The sequence below is a fragment of the Pseudomonas sp. FDAARGOS_380 genome (genome assembly GCF_002591235.1).
GTDB classification, from domain to species: domain Bacteria; phylum Pseudomonadota; class Gammaproteobacteria; order Pseudomonadales; family Pseudomonadaceae; genus Aquipseudomonas; species Aquipseudomonas salmasensis.
On sequence record NZ_CP023969.1, the window covers coordinates 1,088,161 to 1,106,675 of the forward strand.

At 62.9% G+C, this 18,515-nt stretch carries 15 protein-coding genes; 10 read left to right on the plus strand and 5 right to left on the minus strand.

Translation table 11 applies throughout. From position 1 onward, the window contains the following. Nucleotides 1–5: 5 nt before the first annotated feature. The 8 genes from prmA (at nt 6) to CRN80_RS05340 (ending at nt 10,984) form a co-directional block, all read left to right on the plus strand. Nucleotides 6–884 carry a 50S ribosomal protein L11 methyltransferase gene (prmA, locus tag CRN80_RS05300; protein ID WP_034134793.1) on the plus strand — a complete coding sequence of 293 codons (879 nt, stop codon included), beginning with the start codon at nt 6–8 and terminating at the stop codon, nt 882–884. Nucleotides 885–914: 30 nt separating this feature from the next. Then, entirely contained in the window at nt 915–2,165 is a 1,251-nt protein-coding gene (locus CRN80_RS05305) for a DUF3426 domain-containing protein (protein ID WP_098949691.1), read from the plus strand. 185 nt (nt 2,166–2,350) lie between these two features. Further along, nucleotides 2,351–3,364 carry a tRNA dihydrouridine synthase DusB gene (gene dusB, locus CRN80_RS05310; protein WP_034126416.1) on the plus strand — a complete coding sequence of 338 codons (1,014 nt, stop codon included), beginning with the start codon at nt 2,351–2,353 and terminating at the stop codon, nt 3,362–3,364. Further along, nucleotides 3,361–3,681 carry a DNA-binding transcriptional regulator Fis gene (gene fis / locus CRN80_RS05315; protein WP_002555375.1) on the plus strand — a complete coding sequence of 107 codons (321 nt, stop codon included), beginning with the start codon at nt 3,361–3,363 and terminating at the stop codon, nt 3,679–3,681. Before dusB ends, fis begins: the two co-directional genes overlap by 4 nt. 82 nt (nt 3,682–3,763) lie before the next feature. Next, nucleotides 3,764–5,371, plus strand: a complete 1,608-nt coding sequence (purH, locus tag CRN80_RS05320; protein WP_098949692.1) for a bifunctional phosphoribosylaminoimidazolecarboxamide formyltransferase/IMP cyclohydrolase — start codon at nt 3,764–3,766, stop codon at nt 5,369–5,371. Between the two features lie 151 nt (nt 5,372–5,522). Then, nucleotides 5,523–6,815, plus strand: a complete 1,293-nt coding sequence (gene purD / locus CRN80_RS05325) for a phosphoribosylamine--glycine ligase (RefSeq protein ID WP_098949693.1) — start codon at nt 5,523–5,525, stop codon at nt 6,813–6,815. A 116-nt stretch (nt 6,816–6,931) separates the two neighbouring features. Then, nucleotides 6,932–9,703 carry a hybrid sensor histidine kinase/response regulator gene (locus tag CRN80_RS05330; RefSeq protein WP_032893766.1) on the plus strand — a complete coding sequence of 924 codons (2,772 nt, stop codon included), beginning with the start codon at nt 6,932–6,934 and terminating at the stop codon, nt 9,701–9,703. 684 nt (nt 9,704–10,387) lie between these two features. Then, entirely contained in the window at nt 10,388–10,984 is a 597-nt protein-coding gene (locus CRN80_RS05340; protein ID WP_003171467.1) for a MarC family protein, read from the plus strand. On the opposite strand, the gene CRN80_RS05345 is transcribed toward CRN80_RS05340, so the two are convergent. From CRN80_RS05345 to cobG, 5 genes are all read right to left on the minus strand, one after another. Further along, complete coding sequence (locus CRN80_RS05345) at nt 10,981–11,760, minus strand: hypothetical protein (RefSeq protein ID WP_098949695.1); 780 nt, start codon at nt 11,758–11,760, stop codon at nt 10,981–10,983. The two genes, CRN80_RS05340 and CRN80_RS05345, sit on opposite strands and share 4 nt — an antisense overlap. Nucleotides 11,761–11,997: 237 nt before the next feature. Beyond that, on the minus strand, nt 11,998–13,635 hold the full coding sequence (gene cobJ / locus CRN80_RS05350) for a precorrin-3B C(17)-methyltransferase (protein ID WP_098949696.1): 1,638 nt from the start codon (nt 13,633–13,635) through the stop codon (nt 11,998–12,000). Continuing rightward, nucleotides 13,635–14,366 carry a precorrin-2 C(20)-methyltransferase gene (locus CRN80_RS05355; RefSeq protein ID WP_098949697.1) on the minus strand — a complete coding sequence of 244 codons (732 nt, stop codon included), beginning with the start codon at nt 14,364–14,366 and terminating at the stop codon, nt 13,635–13,637. The genes cobJ and CRN80_RS05355 overlap by 1 nt, the downstream gene beginning before the upstream one ends. Next, nucleotides 14,366–14,992, minus strand: a complete 627-nt coding sequence (locus CRN80_RS05360) for a precorrin-8X methylmutase (protein ID WP_003188162.1) — start codon at nt 14,990–14,992, stop codon at nt 14,366–14,368. The genes CRN80_RS05355 and CRN80_RS05360 overlap by 1 nt, the downstream gene beginning before the upstream one ends. Continuing rightward, nucleotides 14,985–16,331 carry a precorrin-3B synthase gene (gene cobG, locus CRN80_RS05365; protein ID WP_098949698.1) on the minus strand — a complete coding sequence of 449 codons (1,347 nt, stop codon included), beginning with the start codon at nt 16,329–16,331 and terminating at the stop codon, nt 14,985–14,987. Before cobG ends, CRN80_RS05360 begins: the two co-directional genes overlap by 8 nt. 38 nt (nt 16,332–16,369) lie before the next feature. Between cobG and cbiE the strand changes: the two genes are divergently transcribed. Both cbiE and CRN80_RS05375 read left to right on the plus strand, forming a co-directional pair. Next, a complete protein-coding gene (gene cbiE, locus CRN80_RS05370) occupies nt 16,370–17,575 on the plus strand; it encodes a precorrin-6y C5,15-methyltransferase (decarboxylating) subunit CbiE (RefSeq protein WP_098949699.1) in 1,206 nt (401 codons plus the stop codon). Continuing rightward, nucleotides 17,572–18,291: a cobalt-precorrin-6A reductase gene (locus CRN80_RS05375; protein ID WP_098949700.1), complete on the plus strand. Its 720-nt coding sequence runs from the start codon at nt 17,572–17,574 to the stop codon at nt 18,289–18,291. The genes cbiE and CRN80_RS05375 overlap by 4 nt, the downstream gene beginning before the upstream one ends. Nucleotides 18,292–18,515 lie beyond the last annotated feature (224 nt).

Below are 18,515 nucleotides of genomic sequence, written 5' to 3' on the forward strand. Positions count from 1 at the left end.
CCGCCATGCCTTGGCTGCAAGTCCGTCTCGCCATCAGCCCAGAACAAGCCGAAACCTACGAAGACGCGTTCCTCGAAGTGGGCGCCGTGTCGGTGACCTTCATGGACGCCGAAGACCAGCCGATCTTCGAACCGGAACTCAATACCACCCCGCTGTGGTCCCACACTCACTTGCTGGCCCTGTTCGAAGACGGCACCGACGCCGCTGCCGTGCTGGCCCATATGGAACTGCTCACCGGCGGCCCGCTGCCCGAGCATCACAGCGAAGTCATCGAAGACCAGGACTGGGAACGCAGCTGGATGGACAACTTCCAGCCCATGCGCTTCGGCCAGCGCCTGTGGATCGTGCCAAGCTGGCACGCCGCTCCCGAGCCAGACGCGGTGAACCTGCTGCTGGACCCGGGCCTGGCGTTCGGCACCGGCACCCACCCCACCACCGCGCTGTGCCTGGAATGGCTGGACGGCCAGGACCTGACCGACAGCAACGTCCTGGACTTCGGCTGCGGCTCGGGGATTTTGGCAATCGCCGCTTTGCTGCTGGGCGCCAAGGAGGCCGTGGGCACCGATATCGACGTGCAGGCCCTGGAAGCCTCCCGCGATAACGCCGGGCGCAACAACATTGCCGAAGGCAAATTCCCACTCTACCTGCCTGAAGACCTGCCCCAGGTTCAGGCCGACGTACTGGTGGCCAATATCCTCGCCGGGCCACTGGTGTCGCTGGCGCCGCAACTGTCGAGCCTGGTCAAGCCGGGCGGGCGCCTGGCGCTGTCGGGCATCCTCGCCGAGCAAGGTGAAGACGTGGCTGCGGCCTACGCCAAGGACTTCGAGCTGGACCCGATCGCCAACCGTGATGGCTGGGTACGCATCAGCGGTCGTCGGCGCTAGAATGAGCGCTTGCCTGAATCGGATGGCCGCATGACCGACAGTTTCGTCACCCAGTGCCCACATTGCCAATCGCGCTTTCGCGTCAACCACGCTCAATTGAGCGTGGCCCGCGGCGTGGTGCGTTGCGGCTCGTGCCTGCAAGTGTTCAACGCCGCACGCCAGTTGCTGGAGCAACGGGCCCAGGTGTCTGCGCCGGAGCCTGAAGTGCCGAACACCGCCGAGCCGGCCGTCGAACCGACTGGCGAAACGCCGCCCGAGCCACCGAGGGCCATCAGCCAGAAGCAGTGGACGGCTGAAGAGCTGGACCTGGATAACCTGGACAAGGAACTGGCCAGGCTGGAACGTCGCGAGATCCAGCACACCCAGGCCGTGGGCGCAGAACGTCGCCAGCCAGGTGCCGACCGTCGGCAAAAGGAAGAGTCCTTCAGCGCCAGCCGCGATACGGTCAAGGCCGAGGAAGAAAAATGGGCGGCCAGCCTGTTCAGTGAGCCACCCGAAGAGCGCGCCCAGGCACCAGAGCAAGAGCCCGAGCCGGCCAAGGCGCCTGCGTCCAAACAGCGCACCGAACCGTCCATGTCGGCCCACACCGACGACCTCGATGACGAACCGGCTCTGCACACCACCGCCGAGGATGAAGATCTCGACCCGCCGCTGACGCCCACCCTCGACGAGCCGGAACCCGAAGACCGCGCGCAGCCACGACGCAAGCGCGCACGAACAGAAGCCGGCGTACACGACGAACTGCTCCAGGACCTGGAAGACGACCCCCTGCACCTGTATGCGCAGAAGCGTCCGTCAGGCTGGGGCCGCCGTCTGGTCTGGATACTGTTGGTAGTACTCGCCGCCGCAGGCCTGGCCGGCCAGTACATCGCCTACCAATTCGACGACCTGGCCCGCCAGGACGCCTACCGTCCCTGGTTCCAGGCGCTATGCCCGAAACTGGGGTGCACCGTGCCATCGCGGGTCGACATTAGCCATATAAAGAGCAGCAATCTGGTGGTGCGCAGCCACCCCGAATTCGCCGGGGCGCTGGTGGTGGATGCCATCCTCTATAACCGCGCGACCTTCTCCCAGCCCTTCCCGCTGCTGGAGCTACGCTTTGCGGATTTGAACGGCAGCCTGATTGCCAGTCGTCGCTTCAAGCCCGCCGAATACCTGAGCGGCGAGTTAGCCGGTGTGAGCGAAATGCCCTCGCAGACGCCGATCCACATCTCTCTGGACATCCTCGACCCCGGCAACAAAGCCGTGAATTACAGCCTGAGCTTCCATTCGCCCGAGTGAAACGGCGTGCCCACCGAGGTTTGACGGCGGATTATTGACTTGGCTGCCGTCGACCAAACCGATGGCGATAAAAAAGTAACTGTTCAGATTTTATCCAATTCAGCCTTTAACCAGTCATCGAGAGCGGGTATCATGCCAACCCTTTTTCGAACTCTAATGATCCGGCCCCACAACAGGGAAGTCCTATGTCGGCGGTACGCATCGGCCCATACACATTGCAAAACGGCTTGATCCTCGCCCCGATGGCGGGTGTCACCGACCAGCCCTTTCGTCAGCTGTGCAAGCGTTTGGGCGCGGGTCTAGTAGTCTCTGAAATGGTTACCAGCGACATGAGTTTGTGGAACACCCGCAAGTCGCGGATGCGCATGATCCACGAAGGTGATCCCGAGCCACGCTCGGTGCAGATCGCCGGTGGCGATGCGCAGATGCTGGCGGATGCAGCCCGGGCCAACGTGGAGCTGGGTGCACAGATCATCGATATCAACATGGGCTGCCCGGCCAAGAAGGTTTGCAACAAGGCCGCCGGTTCCGCACTGTTGAAAGATGAGCAGTTGGTCGCCGAGATCCTGCAGGCCGTTGTCGGCGCAGTGGATGTGCCGGTGACCCTGAAGATTCGTACCGGTTGGGACCGGGACAACAAGAATGGCCTGACGGTGGCGAAGATTGCTGAACAGGCAGGTATTACAGCGCTGGCGGTGCATGGCCGCACCCGCGCCGACCTTTATACCGGTGAAGCCGAGTACGACACCATTGCCGCGATCAAGCAGGCCGTGTCGATGCCCGTCTTTGCCAATGGCGACATCGACAGTGCCGAGAAAGCCCGGCGCGTGCTGCACGCGACCGGTGCCGATGGCTTGTTGATTGGCCGGGCCGCCCAGGGGCGGCCGTGGATTTTTCGTGAAATCGAGCATTTCCTGCGTACCGGTGAAGTCTTGCCGGCACCAGAGTTGGTCGAGGTGGAACGTATTCTGCTAGAGCATCTGGCCGCCCTGCACGCCTTCTATGGGGACGTGATGGGAGTACGCATTGCTCGCAAGCATGTCGGCTGGTATCTCGCCACCTTGCCGGGCGCCAAGGAATTCCGCGCTCAGTTCAATCGTTTGGATGAAACGCAGGCACAGGTCGCCACCGTTCGTGAGTTCTTCGCCGGACGCGACAAGAGCCTGGGAACAGGGGATGGAGAAGGGGTGGCCGCATGACGATGATGACCGAGACTTTAGTGAGTGGAACAACACCCGTGAGCGACAACGTCAATTTGAAACAGCACCTCAACACGCCGAGCGAAGAAGGCCAGACCCTTCGCGGGAGTGTCGAGAAGGCGCTGCACAATTATTTCGCCCACCTTGAGGGCGCTTCCGTCACGGATGTGTACAACCTGGTGCTCTCCGAAGTCGAGGCGCCCTTGCTCGAAAGCGTGATGAACTACGTCAAGGGCAACCAGACCAAAGCCAGTGAGCTGCTGGGCCTCAACCGTGGCACCTTGCGCAAAAAGCTCAAGCAGTACGATTTGCTGTAAGCATTCAATCAAACCAGAAAGGCGCCCGCGTAAAACCGGTCGCCTTTTTTGCTGACTTCCTTTGCTTTTGATGGAAATTGAGATGACCGACCAGACCACCCGCCTGCCGATCCGCCGCGCCTTGATCAGTGTTTCCGACAAGACCGGGATCCTCGAATTTGCCCGGGAGCTGGAAGCCCTGGGTGTGGAAATCCTCTCCACGGGCGGGACCTTCAAACTGCTGCAGGACAACGGCGTGGCCGCAGTAGAAGTCGCGGACTACACCGGTTTCGCAGAAATGATGGACGGTCGCGTCAAGACCCTGCACCCGAAAATCCACGGCGGCATCCTCGGCCGTCGCGGTATCGACGACGCCATCATGACCGAGCACGGCATCAAGCCGATCGACCTGGTGGCCGTTAACCTCTACCCGTTCGAAGCCACCATCAACAAGCCAGGTTGCGACCTGCCGACCGCCATCGAAAACATCGATATCGGCGGCCCGACCATGGTGCGCTCGGCGGCCAAGAACCATAAAGACGTGGCCATCGTGGTCAATGCCAGCGACTACGCCAGCGTCCTGGAAAACCTCAAGGCCGGTGGCCTGACCTACGCCCAGCGCTTCGACCTGATGCTCAAGGCGTTCGAACACACCGCCGCCTATGACGGCATGATCGCCAACTACATGGGCACCGTGAATCAAGCTGCGGTCACCTTGAGCACAGAAGGCCGCAGCCAGTTCCCGCGCACCTTCAACAGCCAGTTCATCAAGGCCCAGGAAATGCGCTACGGCGAGAACCCGCACCAGAGCGCGGCGTTCTACGTGGAAGCCAAGCCGGCCGAAGTGGGCATCGCCACCGCCACTCAGTTGCAAGGCAAAGAACTCTCCTACAACAACGTGGCCGACACTGACGCTGCGCTGGAATGTGTGAAGAGCTTCGTCAAGCCGGCCTGCGTGATCGTCAAGCACGCCAACCCGTGTGGCGTGGCCGTGAGCCCGGACGCTGAAGGCGGTATCCGCCAGGCGTACGAACTGGCCTACGCCACCGACACCGAATCCGCATTCGGCGGCATCATCGCCTTCAACCGCGAACTGGATGCCGAGACCGCCAAGGCCATCGTCGAGCGCCAGTTCGTCGAAGTGATCATCGCCCCAAGCGTCAGCGAAGAAGCCCGCGCCATCGTCGCCGCCAAAGCCAACGTGCGCCTGCTGGCCTGTGGCGAGTGGTCGGCAGACCGCGCCGCCGCCTGGGACTACAAGCGCGTCAATGGCGGCCTGCTGGTACAGAGCCGCGACATCGGCATGATCGGCAGCGATGACTTGAAAGTCGTGACCAAGCGCGCGCCGACCGAGCAAGAGATCAACGACCTGATCTTCGCCTGGAAAGTGGCCAAGTACGTCAAGTCCAACGCCATCGTCTACGCCAAGAACCGCCAGACCATCGGTGTCGGCGCTGGCCAGATGAGCCGCGTGAACTCGGCACGTATCGCCGCGATCAAGGCAGAACACGCCGGTTTGCAGGTGGTGGGTTCGGTGATGGCATCCGATGCGTTCTTCCCGTTCCGTGACGGCCTGGACAACGCCGCGAAAGCAGGCGTGACCGCCGTGATCCAACCGGGTGGTTCGATGCGTGATGCAGAAGTCATCGCCGCCGCTGATGAAGCGGGCATTGCGATGGTCTTCACCGGCATGCGCCACTTCCGCCACTAAACAGCACCGCTTCTCTACTGTAGGAGCGAGCTTGCTCGCGAAAAACTCAAGAACGCCACGGGGTGTCAATTTACCCTCGTCATCGTTAGCGACCTTCGCGAGCAAGCTCGCTCCTACAGATGAAGCACAGCGTTTCTCAGAGGTTTTTGAAATGAATGTTTTGATCATTGGCAGCGGTGGCCGTGAACACGCCCTGGCCTGGAAAGTAGCCCAGGACCCACGCGTGCTGAAAGTCTTCGTGGCCCCCGGCAACGCCGGCACCGCCATCGAAGCCAAGTGCGAAAACGTCGCCATCGACGTGCTGGCCCTGGAGCAGTTGGCAGATTTTGCCGAGAAGAACGTTTCCCTGACCATCGTCGGCCCGGAAGTGCCGCTGGTGGCTGGCGTCGTGGATCTGTTCCGCAGCCGTGGCCTGGATTGCTTCGGCCCTACCGCTGGCGCCGCCCAGCTGGAAGGCTCGAAAGCCTTCACCAAGGACTTCCTGGCTCGCCACAAGATCCCGACGGCCGATTACCAGAACTTCACCGAGATCGAGCCGGCCCTGGCTTACCTGCGTGAGAAAGGCGCACCGATCGTGATCAAGGCCGATGGCCTGGCTGCCGGCAAAGGCGTGATCGTCGCCATGACCTTGCAGGAAGCCGAAGACGCCGTGCGCGACATGCTCGCCGGCAATGCTTTTGGTGACGCCGGTTCGCGCGTGGTCATCGAGGAATTCCTCGACGGCGAAGAAGCCAGCTTTATCGTTATGGTCGACGGCAAGAACGTATTGCCGATGGCCACCAGCCAGGACCACAAGCGCGTCGGCAACGGCGACAGCGGCCCGAACACCGGCGGCATGGGTGCCTACTCCCCGGCGCCGGTGGTGACCGCCGACGTGCACCAGCGCGTCATGGACCTGGTGATCTGGCCAACCGTGCGCGGCATGGCCGATGAAGGCAACGTGTACACCGGTTTCCTCTACGCCGGCCTGATGATCGACAAAGCCGGTAACCCGAAAGTCATCGAGTTCAACTGCCGTTTCGGCGATCCGGAAACCCAACCGGTGATGCTGCGCCTGCAATCGAGCCTGGTGCTGCTGGTGGAAGCCGCCCTCGCCCAGGCCCTGGACAAGGTCGAAGCGCAATGGGACCCACGCCCGAGCGTTGGCATCGTGCTGGCGGCCGGTGGCTACCCTGCCGACTACGCCAAGGGCGATGTGATCGAAGGCCTCGACGCGGCCGCTGCGCTGGAAGGCAAGGTGTTCCATGCGGGCACCGCGCTCAAGGACGGCAAAGTTGTAACCGCCGGTGGCCGCGTATTGTGCGCCACCGCGATGGGTGCCAGTGTCGATGCCGCGCAACAACAGGCGTACACACTGGCGGCGAAAATCGACTGGAAGGGCTGCTTCTACCGCACCGACATTGGCTACCGTGCCATTGCCCGCGAACGTGGTGAGAACAACTGAGCAGCTACACTTGCAGTAGCTATCCGTTCGGTTAGGTAAGGGCCTTTGGCCCTTGCCGTACCCTGTCGCCCCGCGCATAGTTAACCCGTGCATCCAACTACCGAAGGGATTTCGCCGTGCGCTGGCTCAGGATCGCCATAGGTTTCACAATCAGTCTGCTGACTTTGCTCTGCTTGCTACCGGCCCAGGCCGCCGCGCAAGGCAGTGGCTGGGCGGTATTGCTTGATGAACAGGCCGACCTGCAACTGAGCGACATCCGTTCCGCCCGCTATACCAATCAATTTAGCCCCATCGAACTGGACCGCATCACTGCCGCGCAGCCGGACGGTGCGTTGTGGGTGCGTTTCAGGTTGCAGCCCGGCAAGCACGAACAAGTGCTGCGGGTGTTCGCCCCGGACCTGTCCAGCCTGAGCCTGTACGTGCTGGACGGCGACACCCTGGTGGAGCAACAAATCACCGGCACTCGCCAACCCCAGGCTGAGCGTCCGTTGCCCAGCAGCGACTTCATGTTACCGATGCCCCAGAGCCAACAGCCTCTGGAGGTGTACCTGCGGCTGGTTTCGGAACACGAACTGCGCCCTTACATCACCCTGGAACCTGCGGTACTGGCCGCCGCCAACCAGAACCAGACGCTGATCTACGGCCTGCTGTTCGGCGTGCTGTCGATGCTGATCCTGCACAACCTCACGCGCTTCGCCTACCACCGCTCGCGCAGCAGCCTGTGGCTGGCCGCGTGCGAGTTCCTGTTGATGCTTAGCCTGGCGCTACTGCTCAACCTGGTGGGGCCGTGGCTGCCGAACTGGCACGCGATCCAGACCCCTGGCGCCTACCTGGCCCTGCTGCTGACCGCGCCCTGCGGGCTGATGTTTGCCTACCGCTTCTTCATGCCCCTGGGCCCGCATCCGCTGAACAAAGTATTGATGGCTGACATCCTGCTGATCATCCTGTGCGGCCTGTTGCTGTTGTTCGTCAATACCTTGCCGTTGAACATCATCACCTATGCCCTGGTCGCGCTGGCGGGCCTGAGCATGCTGTTTGTCTCGGCCTATCACTGGCAAAAAGGCTACCGCCCGGCGCGCTTGTTCGTGGCGGCCATGGTGGTGTTCAACATCGGCACGCTGATCATCCTGCCCGCCCTGCTCGGCCTCACACTGGTGGCGCCACAAGGCCTGATCGTCACCCTGCTGAGCTTTATCTGCCTCAGCGGCCTGCTGATGAGCCTGGCCCTCGGCGAGCGCCAGCGCGCCATTGTCGAAACCCGCTTCAGCCTCAGCCGCGACCTGGCGGCCAGCAACGCCGAAATCGCCGCCAAGGCCGAGTTCCTGGCGAAGATCAGCCACGAAATTCGCACCCCCATGAACGGTGTGCTGGGCATGACCGAGTTGCTGCTGGGTACGCCGTTGTCGGTGAAGCAACGCGACTATGTGCAGACCATCCACAGTGCCGGTAACGAGTTGCTCACCCTGATCAACGAGATTCTCGACATTTCCAAGCTCGAATCCGGCCAGATCGAACTCGATGATGTGCAGTTCGACCTCAATGCGTTGATCGACGACTGCATGAGTATCTTCCGCGCCAAGGCCGAGCAACAGAATGTCGAGCTGATCAGCTTCATCCAGCCCCAGGTGCCACGGGTGATCAGCGGTGACCCGACGCGACTGCGCCAGGCTTTACTGAGCCTTCTGGAAAACGCCCTGCACAAAACCGATGAAGGCGAAGTGTTGATCGTTGTCGCCCTGGATGAGCGCAGCACCAAGCCGCGCCTGCGCATTGCCGTGCAAGACAGCGGCGTACCCATGGAAGCTGCCGAACGCGACGCCCTGCTGCACAGCGAACTGCACAGCAAAAACTTCCTTTCCGCGACGCGCTTGAGCGGCCACCTGGGCCTGGTCATCGCCCGCCAGTTGATCCTGTTGATGAACGGCGAGTTCGGCGTCAAGAGCGGCAGTCACCAGGGCAGCACCCTGTGGCTGACCCTGCCGCTGGACCCGGAACGCCTGGAGCACCCGACCAGCGACCTCGACGGCCCGCTCAAGGACGCCCGCGTGCTGGTGGTGGACGACAACGACACCTGCCGCAAAGTGCTGGTGCAGCAATGCACGGCCTGGGGTCTGAACGTCAGCGCCGCGCCTTCGGGCAAGGAGGCCCTGGCGCTGCTGCGTACCAAGGCGCACCTGCGTGATTACTTCGATGTGGTGCTGCTGGACCAGAACATGCCCGGCATGACCGGCATGCAACTGGCGGCGAAGATCAAGGAAGACCCGAGCCTGAACCACGACATCCTGCTGATCATGCTCACTGGCATCAGTAACGCGCCGAGCAAGATCATTGCGCGCAACTGCGGGATCAAGCGCATCCTCGCCAAACCGGTGGCGGGCTATACCCTCAAAACCACCCTGGCCGATGAGCTGACCCAGCGCAGCAAAGGTGCCCTCGTGGCCCGCCCGGCCCCCAGCGCACCGGCCGCCATCACCGTGCCCAGCGATTTCCGCATCCTGGTGGCCGAAGACAACAGCATTTCCACCAAAGTGATTCGCGGCATGCTCGGCAAGCTCAACCTCAACCCGGACACCGCCAGCAACGGCGAAGAAGCGCTGCAAGCGATGAAAGCCCAGCGCTATGACCTGGTGTTGATGGACTGCGAGATGCCGATCCTCGATGGTTTCTCTGCCACGCAGCAACTGCGGGCGTGGGAAGTCAGCCACCAACGCGTGCGCACGCCGGTGGTAGCGCTCACGGCGCACATTCTCTCGGAACACAAAGAACGCGCACGCCAGGCAGGCATGGACGGGCATATGGCCAAGCCCGTGGAACTGTCGCAGCTGCGCGAGCTGGTGGACTACTGGGTGGCGCAGCGCCAACAACGCCCGGAACACGCCCCATCCTGACCTGAAATACCATCCCCTGTGGGAGCTGGCTTGCCTGCGATAGCGATGTATCAGTCACTGATGTGTTAACTGACCCACCGCTATGGCAGCATAGGTATCTACACAACTTCGGTACGACGCTAACCTGTGGCGAGGGAGCTTGCTCCCGTAACGGCCGGACAGCCTACACTTATCTACCTGCCGCCCCGCGATCAAACTGTGGGAGCTGGCTTGCCTGCGAAGGCGGCCTGGCAGTCAACACAGTTGGATTGTGTACATATCCATTGCTGCGGTAACGGCGACTTAGGGTTCCGCCCTGACGGCGGCTCACTTTTGAAAAGCGCAAAAGTAAGCAAAACGCTCTTGCCCCACCACTCGGCACCTCGCCTAGGCTCGGTGTGCCCGTAATCCGCCAGTGATTTGGGGGGCCGCCGCCACGCGCCATCCATGGCGCGGGGCGGCTAAACCGGCATCCCTGCCGGTTTACCCCCCAAATCCCTGTCGAATTCCGGCCAGCGTGGTTTAACGGGGCGCTTAAGATCAAAAGCAGATCAAGAGCGGCTCGCTTCGCATCGTGGTTACCGTCTGTTGCTACTGCCCACAAAGTTGCGTAGATACCTATGGCTATCGCAGGCAAGCCAGCTCCCACATTTGATCTCTGTCAGATAGACTCCTCCCCACTTCCCCCGCCCGCGAGCCGCCCCCATGCTCCATGTGTTATTCAGCGTTTACCTGAAGATGCTGGTGCTCTACAGCCCGTTCTTTGTGCTGTCCTGCTTTATCAGCCTCACCCGTGGCTATTCCAGCAAGGAGCGTCGGCGCCTGGCGTGGAAAGTCGCACTGGCCACCCTGGTATCGAGCGTGCTGCTCTACCTGTTTGGCCGGGTGATTTTCAGTGTGTTCGGCATTACCGTCGACGCGTTCCGCATCGGCGCCGGCAGCGTGTTGTTTATCTCCGCCCTGGGCATGGCCCAGGGCAAGTCGGCGGTGCAGACCGACAACGTGCAGCAGGACGTGACCATCGTGCCGCTGACCATCCCCCTCACCGTCGGCCCCGGCACCATCGGCGCCTTGCTGGTGATGGGCGTCAGCCAACCGCACTGGGATGACAAGCTCACCGCCATCCTCAGTATTGCCCTGGCCAGCCTGACAGTGGGCGTGGTGCTGTACCTGTCCAACCGTATCGAACGCATTCTCGGCGACCAGGGCTTGCAGATTGTCAGCCGCTTGATGGGCCTGTTCGTCTGCGCCCTGGCCGCGCAAATCATTTTTACCGGGGTACGCGGCTACCTGGTGCCCTAGATCCGGTATTTGGCGATCGCCATTTCGACTTTGTCACCGGCGCTTTCGCGCATCAGCTGGATGGTTTTCTCGTTGACCATCAAGGTATTGAGCACCAGGCAAGTCTGCCCGCTGAAGGCCTCGAACGAGGAGCTGTCCCACTCCAGGAACGGCAGGCCCACCTGTTTATCCACACCATGGGTGCTGTAGGTCACCAGCACCATGATCAATTCGCCGTCTGTTTCAGCGCAGGAGGCCAGGCCGAAATCGCCGCCCTCGCGCACCGCGCAATTGCGCTTGAACAGCTCGAAAGACGCTGGCTGACGCTTCAATGCGTCCAGCGCATCGGCGGCCAGTTTTGGCAATGCGCTGAGCAACGGCCCGGACAGCGCCGTCGACGTCAGCATCGAGGCGATGATATTCAGCGCCGCCAGTTGCACGGTCAGGCCCTTGCCCGCACGCGAGACCCGCTCAAAGCGACTGCGCAGCGGCAGCCAGCCCAGGCTGACCATGACCTTGATAAATTCCTCGTACCACGCCTCGCTGCCCCGCTGGACGTTCAGCACATCGCTCACATAACTGCTGGCCAGCAAATAGCTTTTGCGCACGTATTCGCGGTTCAACGCCGATAACCCTTCGGCAAACGAAATCACCCCGTTGTTGACCACGGCCGCGTTGCAATCATCCTCGCGATCCAACGCGCAAATGGCCTGCCGTGCAGGTGCGCCCGGCAACTTGTAGGCGGCAATCAACTTGCGCCTTTTTTTGCTGTTGATCCTTCTGTGACGTCGCTCCATTTTCTGTTCTCCACAAGCACCCCACATGGGGCTTGTCTCCACCCTAGTCCAGGGAGCTGCTCGCTTTCCATGCGACAAACATCCCTTGGCCTGCCCCACCCAAAACCAGCGCCCAGCAATAACAAGGCGCGGCGGGCAGGTATGCGGTTTTCATCGCAAAAAAAAGAAAAAGCCCCGAACAACGCCAGGGGAATCCCTGGGTTATTCGGAGCTTTCCGGCAGCCAACGGGGCTGTTTTCAGGAGTTGGGTTTGTCGCCATACCAACGTGGCGTGTACACCCACTCGCCCCCACCGGCGCGCGGGAACACACAGGTGGTGGATGAACCGATCAGCACCATGGTGCGCATGTCCACCTGCTCGGGGGTCAGTTGCCCCAAGGTGGTGACGCGCAGCGTCTGGCCTGGACGACCGATGTCACGGCCCAGCACCACCGGCGTCTGTGGCGTGCGATGCAACGCGACGATCTCCAGGGCGCGCCCCAGTTGCCAAGGCCGGGAGCGCGAGATCGGGTTGTAGAACGCCAAGGCCAGGTCGGCCTGGGAAGCCAGGTCCAGGCGTTTTTCGATGATCGACCAGGGCTTGAGGTTATCCGACAGCGACATCACACAGAAGTCATGCCCCAGCGGCGCGCCCGCCTGGGCAGCGGTGGCCAGCGAAGCGGAAACCCCCGGCAGGATTTCCAGGTCGACCTGATGCCAGGCCGGCTCGCTGGACTCGTGCAGCGCTTCGATCACTGCCGCAGCCATGGCGAATACGCCAGGGTCGCCGGACGACACCACCACCACCGAACGCCCCTGCGCAGCCAACTCGAAAGCGTGGCGGGCGCGCTGCATTTCTTCGCGGTTGTCAGTGCAGTGTTGCACTTGGTCGTCCCGGAACGGCCCGGCCATGCGCACGTAGGTTTCATACCCCAAAACATCGGTGCAACGCGCCAGTTCCGCCTTCACCGCCGGCACCATCAGTTCAGCGGCGCCGGGGCCCAGGCCGATCACCGCCAGACGCCCGCGCGGGCGCCCCACCTGTGTCAGGTCCAAGGGCTGCTCGGCCACGGTAATGCTGATATCCGCAACGGGTGTCAGCGCGGCAAAACGCAGCGGTACGCCCAGAGCCGACGCGGCTTCATGCAAGGACGCGTCAGCCATCTGCAGGTCGCTGGCCAGCAGGCAGGCCAGGGATTGCACAGCCACACCTGCCTCGTGCAACGCCGTGCGCACACGCTCGGCCAACTGTGCACCCGGCCGGCAAGTGACGTAGATATTCTGCGGGTAAATCAGCAACTCGTTGGCTGCCGGAGTGCGCTCGGCACTGCCTACATGAATCGCCAGGCGCGCTTGTTGATCCTGAGGCAGGTTAGCCTCCTCCAGCCATGGCGCCGCACCTTCGATACGCACGCTTTCGCCGGCCAGAAGGTCGGAGACAAAGCGTTTGCCCAATTCGATATCGGCCAGTTGATAGCCCGCCGGCGGGTTGAGCAGGCAGGTGCCAAAACGCAACTCGCCACTGGTGGTGATTGCCGCGGATACGCCCAGTGCCGCGGCGATATCCCGTGCCATCACATTCACACCGCCCAGGCCACCGAGCAACGGCACCACGGCGCTGCCGTCTTCGGCCACGGCCAGCACGGCGGGTTCTTCGCCCTTTTCCAGCAGCAACGGCGCCAGGGTGCGGATCACAATACCAGCGGCGCACAGGGCAATCAGTGGCGTGCCCTGCTGATAAAGCTGACGCAAGGTCGCGCCGAATTCGCTGTAGCTGCGGTCTGCACCTTCAACCCGTGTGGCCAGGCCGTGGATCAACGCGCCGGGGTAAACCTGCTGGAGCGTGCGCGCAGTCACCAGGCTGCCCTGGCCCAGAATCACAATCGCCGGGGTCATCAACCTTGCCACCGTTCACCGGGCACGATGATCAGTGAGAAATACGGCGAAGACATCGGCTCCACCTGATCCAGCGGCACAATCTTCTGGTTGGCCATGGTGGCACGCTCCACATACAACGCCCGCTCGGCCAGGCCCAGCTCTTCCAACACCTGGCGCACCTTCGGGAAGTTGCGCCCCAGCTTCATGATCACGGCAGCATCGGCATCCGCCAGGCGGCGCTTGAGGTCCCCATGGGGCAATACGCCCGAGAGCACCGACAAGCTCTGGTTGCGATACACCAACGGCGCGCCAAGTACCGAGGCGCCCCCGAGCATCGAGCACACGCCTGGAATCACCTCGGCGTCGTAGCGCTCGGCCAGGCGGTCATGCAGGTACATGTAGGAGCCGTAGAAGAACGGGTCACCTTCGCAGATCACCGCCACGTCGCGGCCTGCGTCCAGGTGCGCGGCCACGTCGAGGCTGGCGTTGTCGTAGAAGTCGCTGATCACCTGCTCGTAGGACAGCGGCGCCGGCAGCACTTCGGTGGTCACCGGGTACACCAGCGGCATCAGGGTCTGTTGCGGTACCAGATGGTCTTCGATGATGCCGAAGGCATTGCCCTTCTTGCCCTTGGCCACGAAGTACGCCACCACCGGCGATTCACGCAGCAGGCGCAAAGCTTTGAGGGTAATCAGTTCGGGGTCACCGGGGCCGACGCCCAGGCCGATCAAACGTCCGCGCACCTGCATTATTCGACCTCCGTGGCCAGGGCATTGACCGCGGCGGCCGCCATGGCGCTGCCGCCCAGGCGGCCTTGCATGATCACGAACGGCACCCCACGGCTGTCAGCGGCGAGCATCGCCTTGGATTCAGCGGCGCCAACAAAACCCACCGGAAAACCGAGGATCAACGCCGGTTTCGGCGCGCCGGCGTCGAGCATTTCCAACAGGTAGAACAACGCGGTCGGCGCGTTGCCGATCACCACCACGCTGCCTTCCAGGTGCGGGCGCCACAGCTCAAGGGCGGCGGCGGAACGGGTGTTGCCCAGCTCCCGCGCCAGCTCCGGCACGCTGTCGTCGCGCAGGGTGCAGATCACCTGGTTATTGGCCGGCAGGCGTGCGCGGGTCACGCCTTCGGACACCATCCGCGCATCGCACAGAATCGGCGCGCCAGCGGCCAACGCGTCACGCCCGGCCTTGCCCGCTCCTTCGGAGAATTGCAGGCCGTCGATGGCCTCGACCATGCCGCACGCATGAATCACCCGCACCGCGAGCTTTTCCAAGTCAGCCGGGATGCGGTCCAACTTGGCTTCCGCGCGAATAATGGCGAAGGAGTTGCGATAGATCTCCTGACCGTCGCGGATGTAATCAATCATCGGTGTTGCTCCGTGGACGAGCGCGCAACAGGGCGCCCGCCGCTTCAATGGAAAGAGTGCGCGCGTGCAGCCGGCCAAAACCTGGCTGGGCTGCATCGCGAAAATAGAGGTCGTAGTGGCCGGGGCTCACCGCCAGCAAGGTGACGGGCGCGGTGTGCGCGGCAGCGCAGGAGCGCGGACAGCCGGACAGATGCACCTCAACGCCCGGTTGCAGAGCAGCCAGTTGCACGGCGTCGGCCTTGGTGTGGGCCAGGCCTTTTGCGCAGCCACTGGAGCCGGTGCAGGCAATCATGCGCGCCAACGGGTGGTCGAAGGAGCAGATAAAGCCCAGTTGCGCCAGGCGCTCGGTCACGGCGTGAGGCTTTTCGACGTTGGGCAGCAGCACGCCCTGCCAGGGAGTGAAGCGCAAGGTGCCGTCCCCATAGTCGCTGGCCAGTTGTGCGGCGCCCTTGAGCATCGTTGGGTCCAGGCGGCCCAGGGGCGCGAGGGCGGCGACGTAGAACTGATTCTTTTGCGCTTGTGGATAAGTGCCCACCTGCAGCGACGCGTCGCTGGGCGGGCGAGTGAAGCGGTCGACTGGCAGCAACGGCACACGCAAATGGCTCAGCACGTTATCCACAGGCAAATGGCGCATGCGCGTTTGCTCAGGGGTGGCGAGGTCCAGAAAGGCTTCCAGCACGGCCACTACCAACTCAAGCCCTTGGCTCAATGGCACGGCGGCCAGGGGCGCATCCAGACCCGGACAGCCGGCCAGGCCGAACGCGAGCAGGGTTTCGCCATGGCGTACGAAGGCCGACAACCACAGGTCGTGGTGATGTTCGAGCATCGCCAGGTCTTCGCCGCCATCGAGTTGCACCGCGAACTTGGCCGACAGTTGATGGAAACGCGGATGGTTTTCCAGGGTGGCGAGGATCTGCGCGGCCAGCGGGCGGGTGTCGAATAGCATCTGCGGGTCGATGCCGGCGCTGGGGCTGAGCATCAGGTTGCGTACGTCGTCACCGCCCGCGTTGCTGGGCCCCAGGCCCGCCGCCAGCAGCCGGGCGATCAACGCTTGCTGCTCGGCGCCGATGCCGCGAATCTGCAAGTTGGCGCGGTTGGTCGCCTCGATCACTCCGCCCGCATACGCCTGGGCCGCGTCCGCCACGGCGTGGGCCTGGGCGGCGGTGATCGCGCCGCCCGCCAATTTAACCCGGCAAATGCCGCCGTCCAGCGCCTGGACAATACGCAGCAACCCCGGACAAGCCGAGGGGCGCAAGGTATTCACAGCGGGCGTTGGGTTCACGGGGCTACCGGTTGACGGGTAAAGGCGCGGTATTATGCCTGCTTTGTCCGGCGGCATGAAAAGCCTGCCCGTCGGATGTCGTTCAAGGAATTGATATGTCGCCCTGGCTGACGGTTGTAGGCATCGGTGAAGACGGCTTCAAAGGCCTGGGCAGGAATGCCCGGCATGCCTTGCTGCGCGCCACGCGGATTATAGGTGCTCAGCGCCAGTTGGACCTGCTGCCGCTGTGTCTGGGTGGCGAGCGCCAGCTGTGGCCGAGCCCGTTTTCCCTGGAGCCGGTGTTGTCACGGCGCGGGGAGCCTGTGTGCGTCCTGGCCAGTGGCGACCCGATGTTCTATGGCGTCGGCGCCAGCCTGGCCCGGCACGTGGCGGCTGAGGAGTTGACGATTTTGCCCGCGCCCTCGTCGGTATCCCTGGCGGCGGCACGCTTGGGCTGGCCGTTGCAGGAGGTGGTGACATTGTCGGTGGTGGCGCGGCCCTTGGCGGCGATCAACGCACACCTGGCCAGTGGCGTGCGCTTGTTGGTATTGAGCAATGACGGCAGCAGCCCCGCCCTGATTGCCGCGTTGTTGGCCGAGCGTGGTTTTGGCCCCAGCCGCATCCGTGTGTTTGAACACTTGGGCGGCCCGGCTGAACGGCGTATCGACGGGCACGCGCAAGCGTGGGAGCACCCTGCGGTTGCCGATTTGAACCTGGTCGCCATTGACTGCCTGGCAGATGCCAACGCACCGCGCCTGTCGCGTCTTGCCGGCTTGCCGGACTCGGCCTTCAAACACGACGGCCAACTGACCAAACGCGATGTGCGCGCCATGACCCTCGCCCGCCTCGCGCCCATGCCGGGCGAACTGTTATGGGACGTGGGCGCGGGCAGCGGCTCCATCGGTATTGAATGGATGCGCACCCATCCCAGCTGTCGCGCCTTGGCGATTGAAGCCGACACCGGCCGCCAGGGCCTGATCGAACACAACCGCGACGCCCTCGGCGTGCCCGGCCTGCAACTGGTGCGTGGCAAGGCGCCGGAGGCGTTAACCGGCCTGGAAACACCGGACGCCATCTTCATCGGCGGCGGTGTCACCCGCGACGGCGTGCTCGACACCTGCTGGCAACACCTGCGCCCCGGTGGTCGGCTAGTTGCCAATGCCGTGACCCTGCAAAGCGAAATGACCTTGATGAACTGGCGCGCCCAACATGGCGGCGAACTGACCCGCATCCACGTCGCCCAGGCCCAGCCATTAGGCGAGTTCGATACCTGGCGCCAGGCGCTGCCGATCACGTTGCTGGAAGTGATCAAACCGTTATGAAAAGGATTCTTTTACTGGGCGGCGTCACCGAAGCGCTGGCCATCGCCCGCACCTTGGGGCCGCAGCATATCTACAGCCTGGCCGGCGTGGGCCGCGTACCAACCGACCTGAACTGCCAGGTTCGCGTCGGGGGTTACGGAGGCGCTGAAGGCTTAGCGCAGTTTATTCGTGAAGAACGTATCAGCCTGATCCTTGATGCCACCCATCCGTATGCAGCGCAGATCAGCCAAAACGCGGCCCACGCGGCGCGATTGAGCGATGTACCTTGCTGGGCATTGCGACGCCCGGCGTGGCAGCCACAGCCGGAGGATGATTGGCGCGAGGTCGCTGACTGGGCCGAGTTGGTCGAAGCGCTCAAACCCTTCAAGCGCCCGCTGTTCACCTTGGGTCGCGAACCCTTGCAGCACCTCGACGAAATCCCCGCCGAGCAGTTCTGGACCTTGCGCGCGCTGGATGTGTATCCGGGCAACGAGCGCTGTGAAGTGATCGGCGCACGCGGGCCGTTCCTCATCGCGGACGAGCGGGCCTTATTCCAAGAACGGCGGATTGATGTGCTGATCAGCAAGAACAGCGGCAGCACCGCCACCGAGCCGAAGCTGGAAGTGGCGCGTGAGCGGGGGGTGCCGGTGTTGGTGTTGAAGCGGCCGGTGTTGGCGGCAGTGGATCGAGAGTTTACGGCAGTGCCAGCGTTGCTACAGGCAATCACCCTTTTCTAAACACCACCTATCCAATGTGGGAGCGGGCATGCTCGCGAAGGCAGTGTGTCGGCCAAAACAGCCAGCGACTGACACACCGCTTTCGCGAGCAAGCCCGCTCCCACACTTTGGAATTGCGTTATCAGACGGCGGTAGTGGATCAGCCAGCAAAGGCGCTAGCTCAATCAACTGTGCAAAGGTTCCATGAGAAGTTACCTACAGACGCACCGGAACCCGCTGACTAC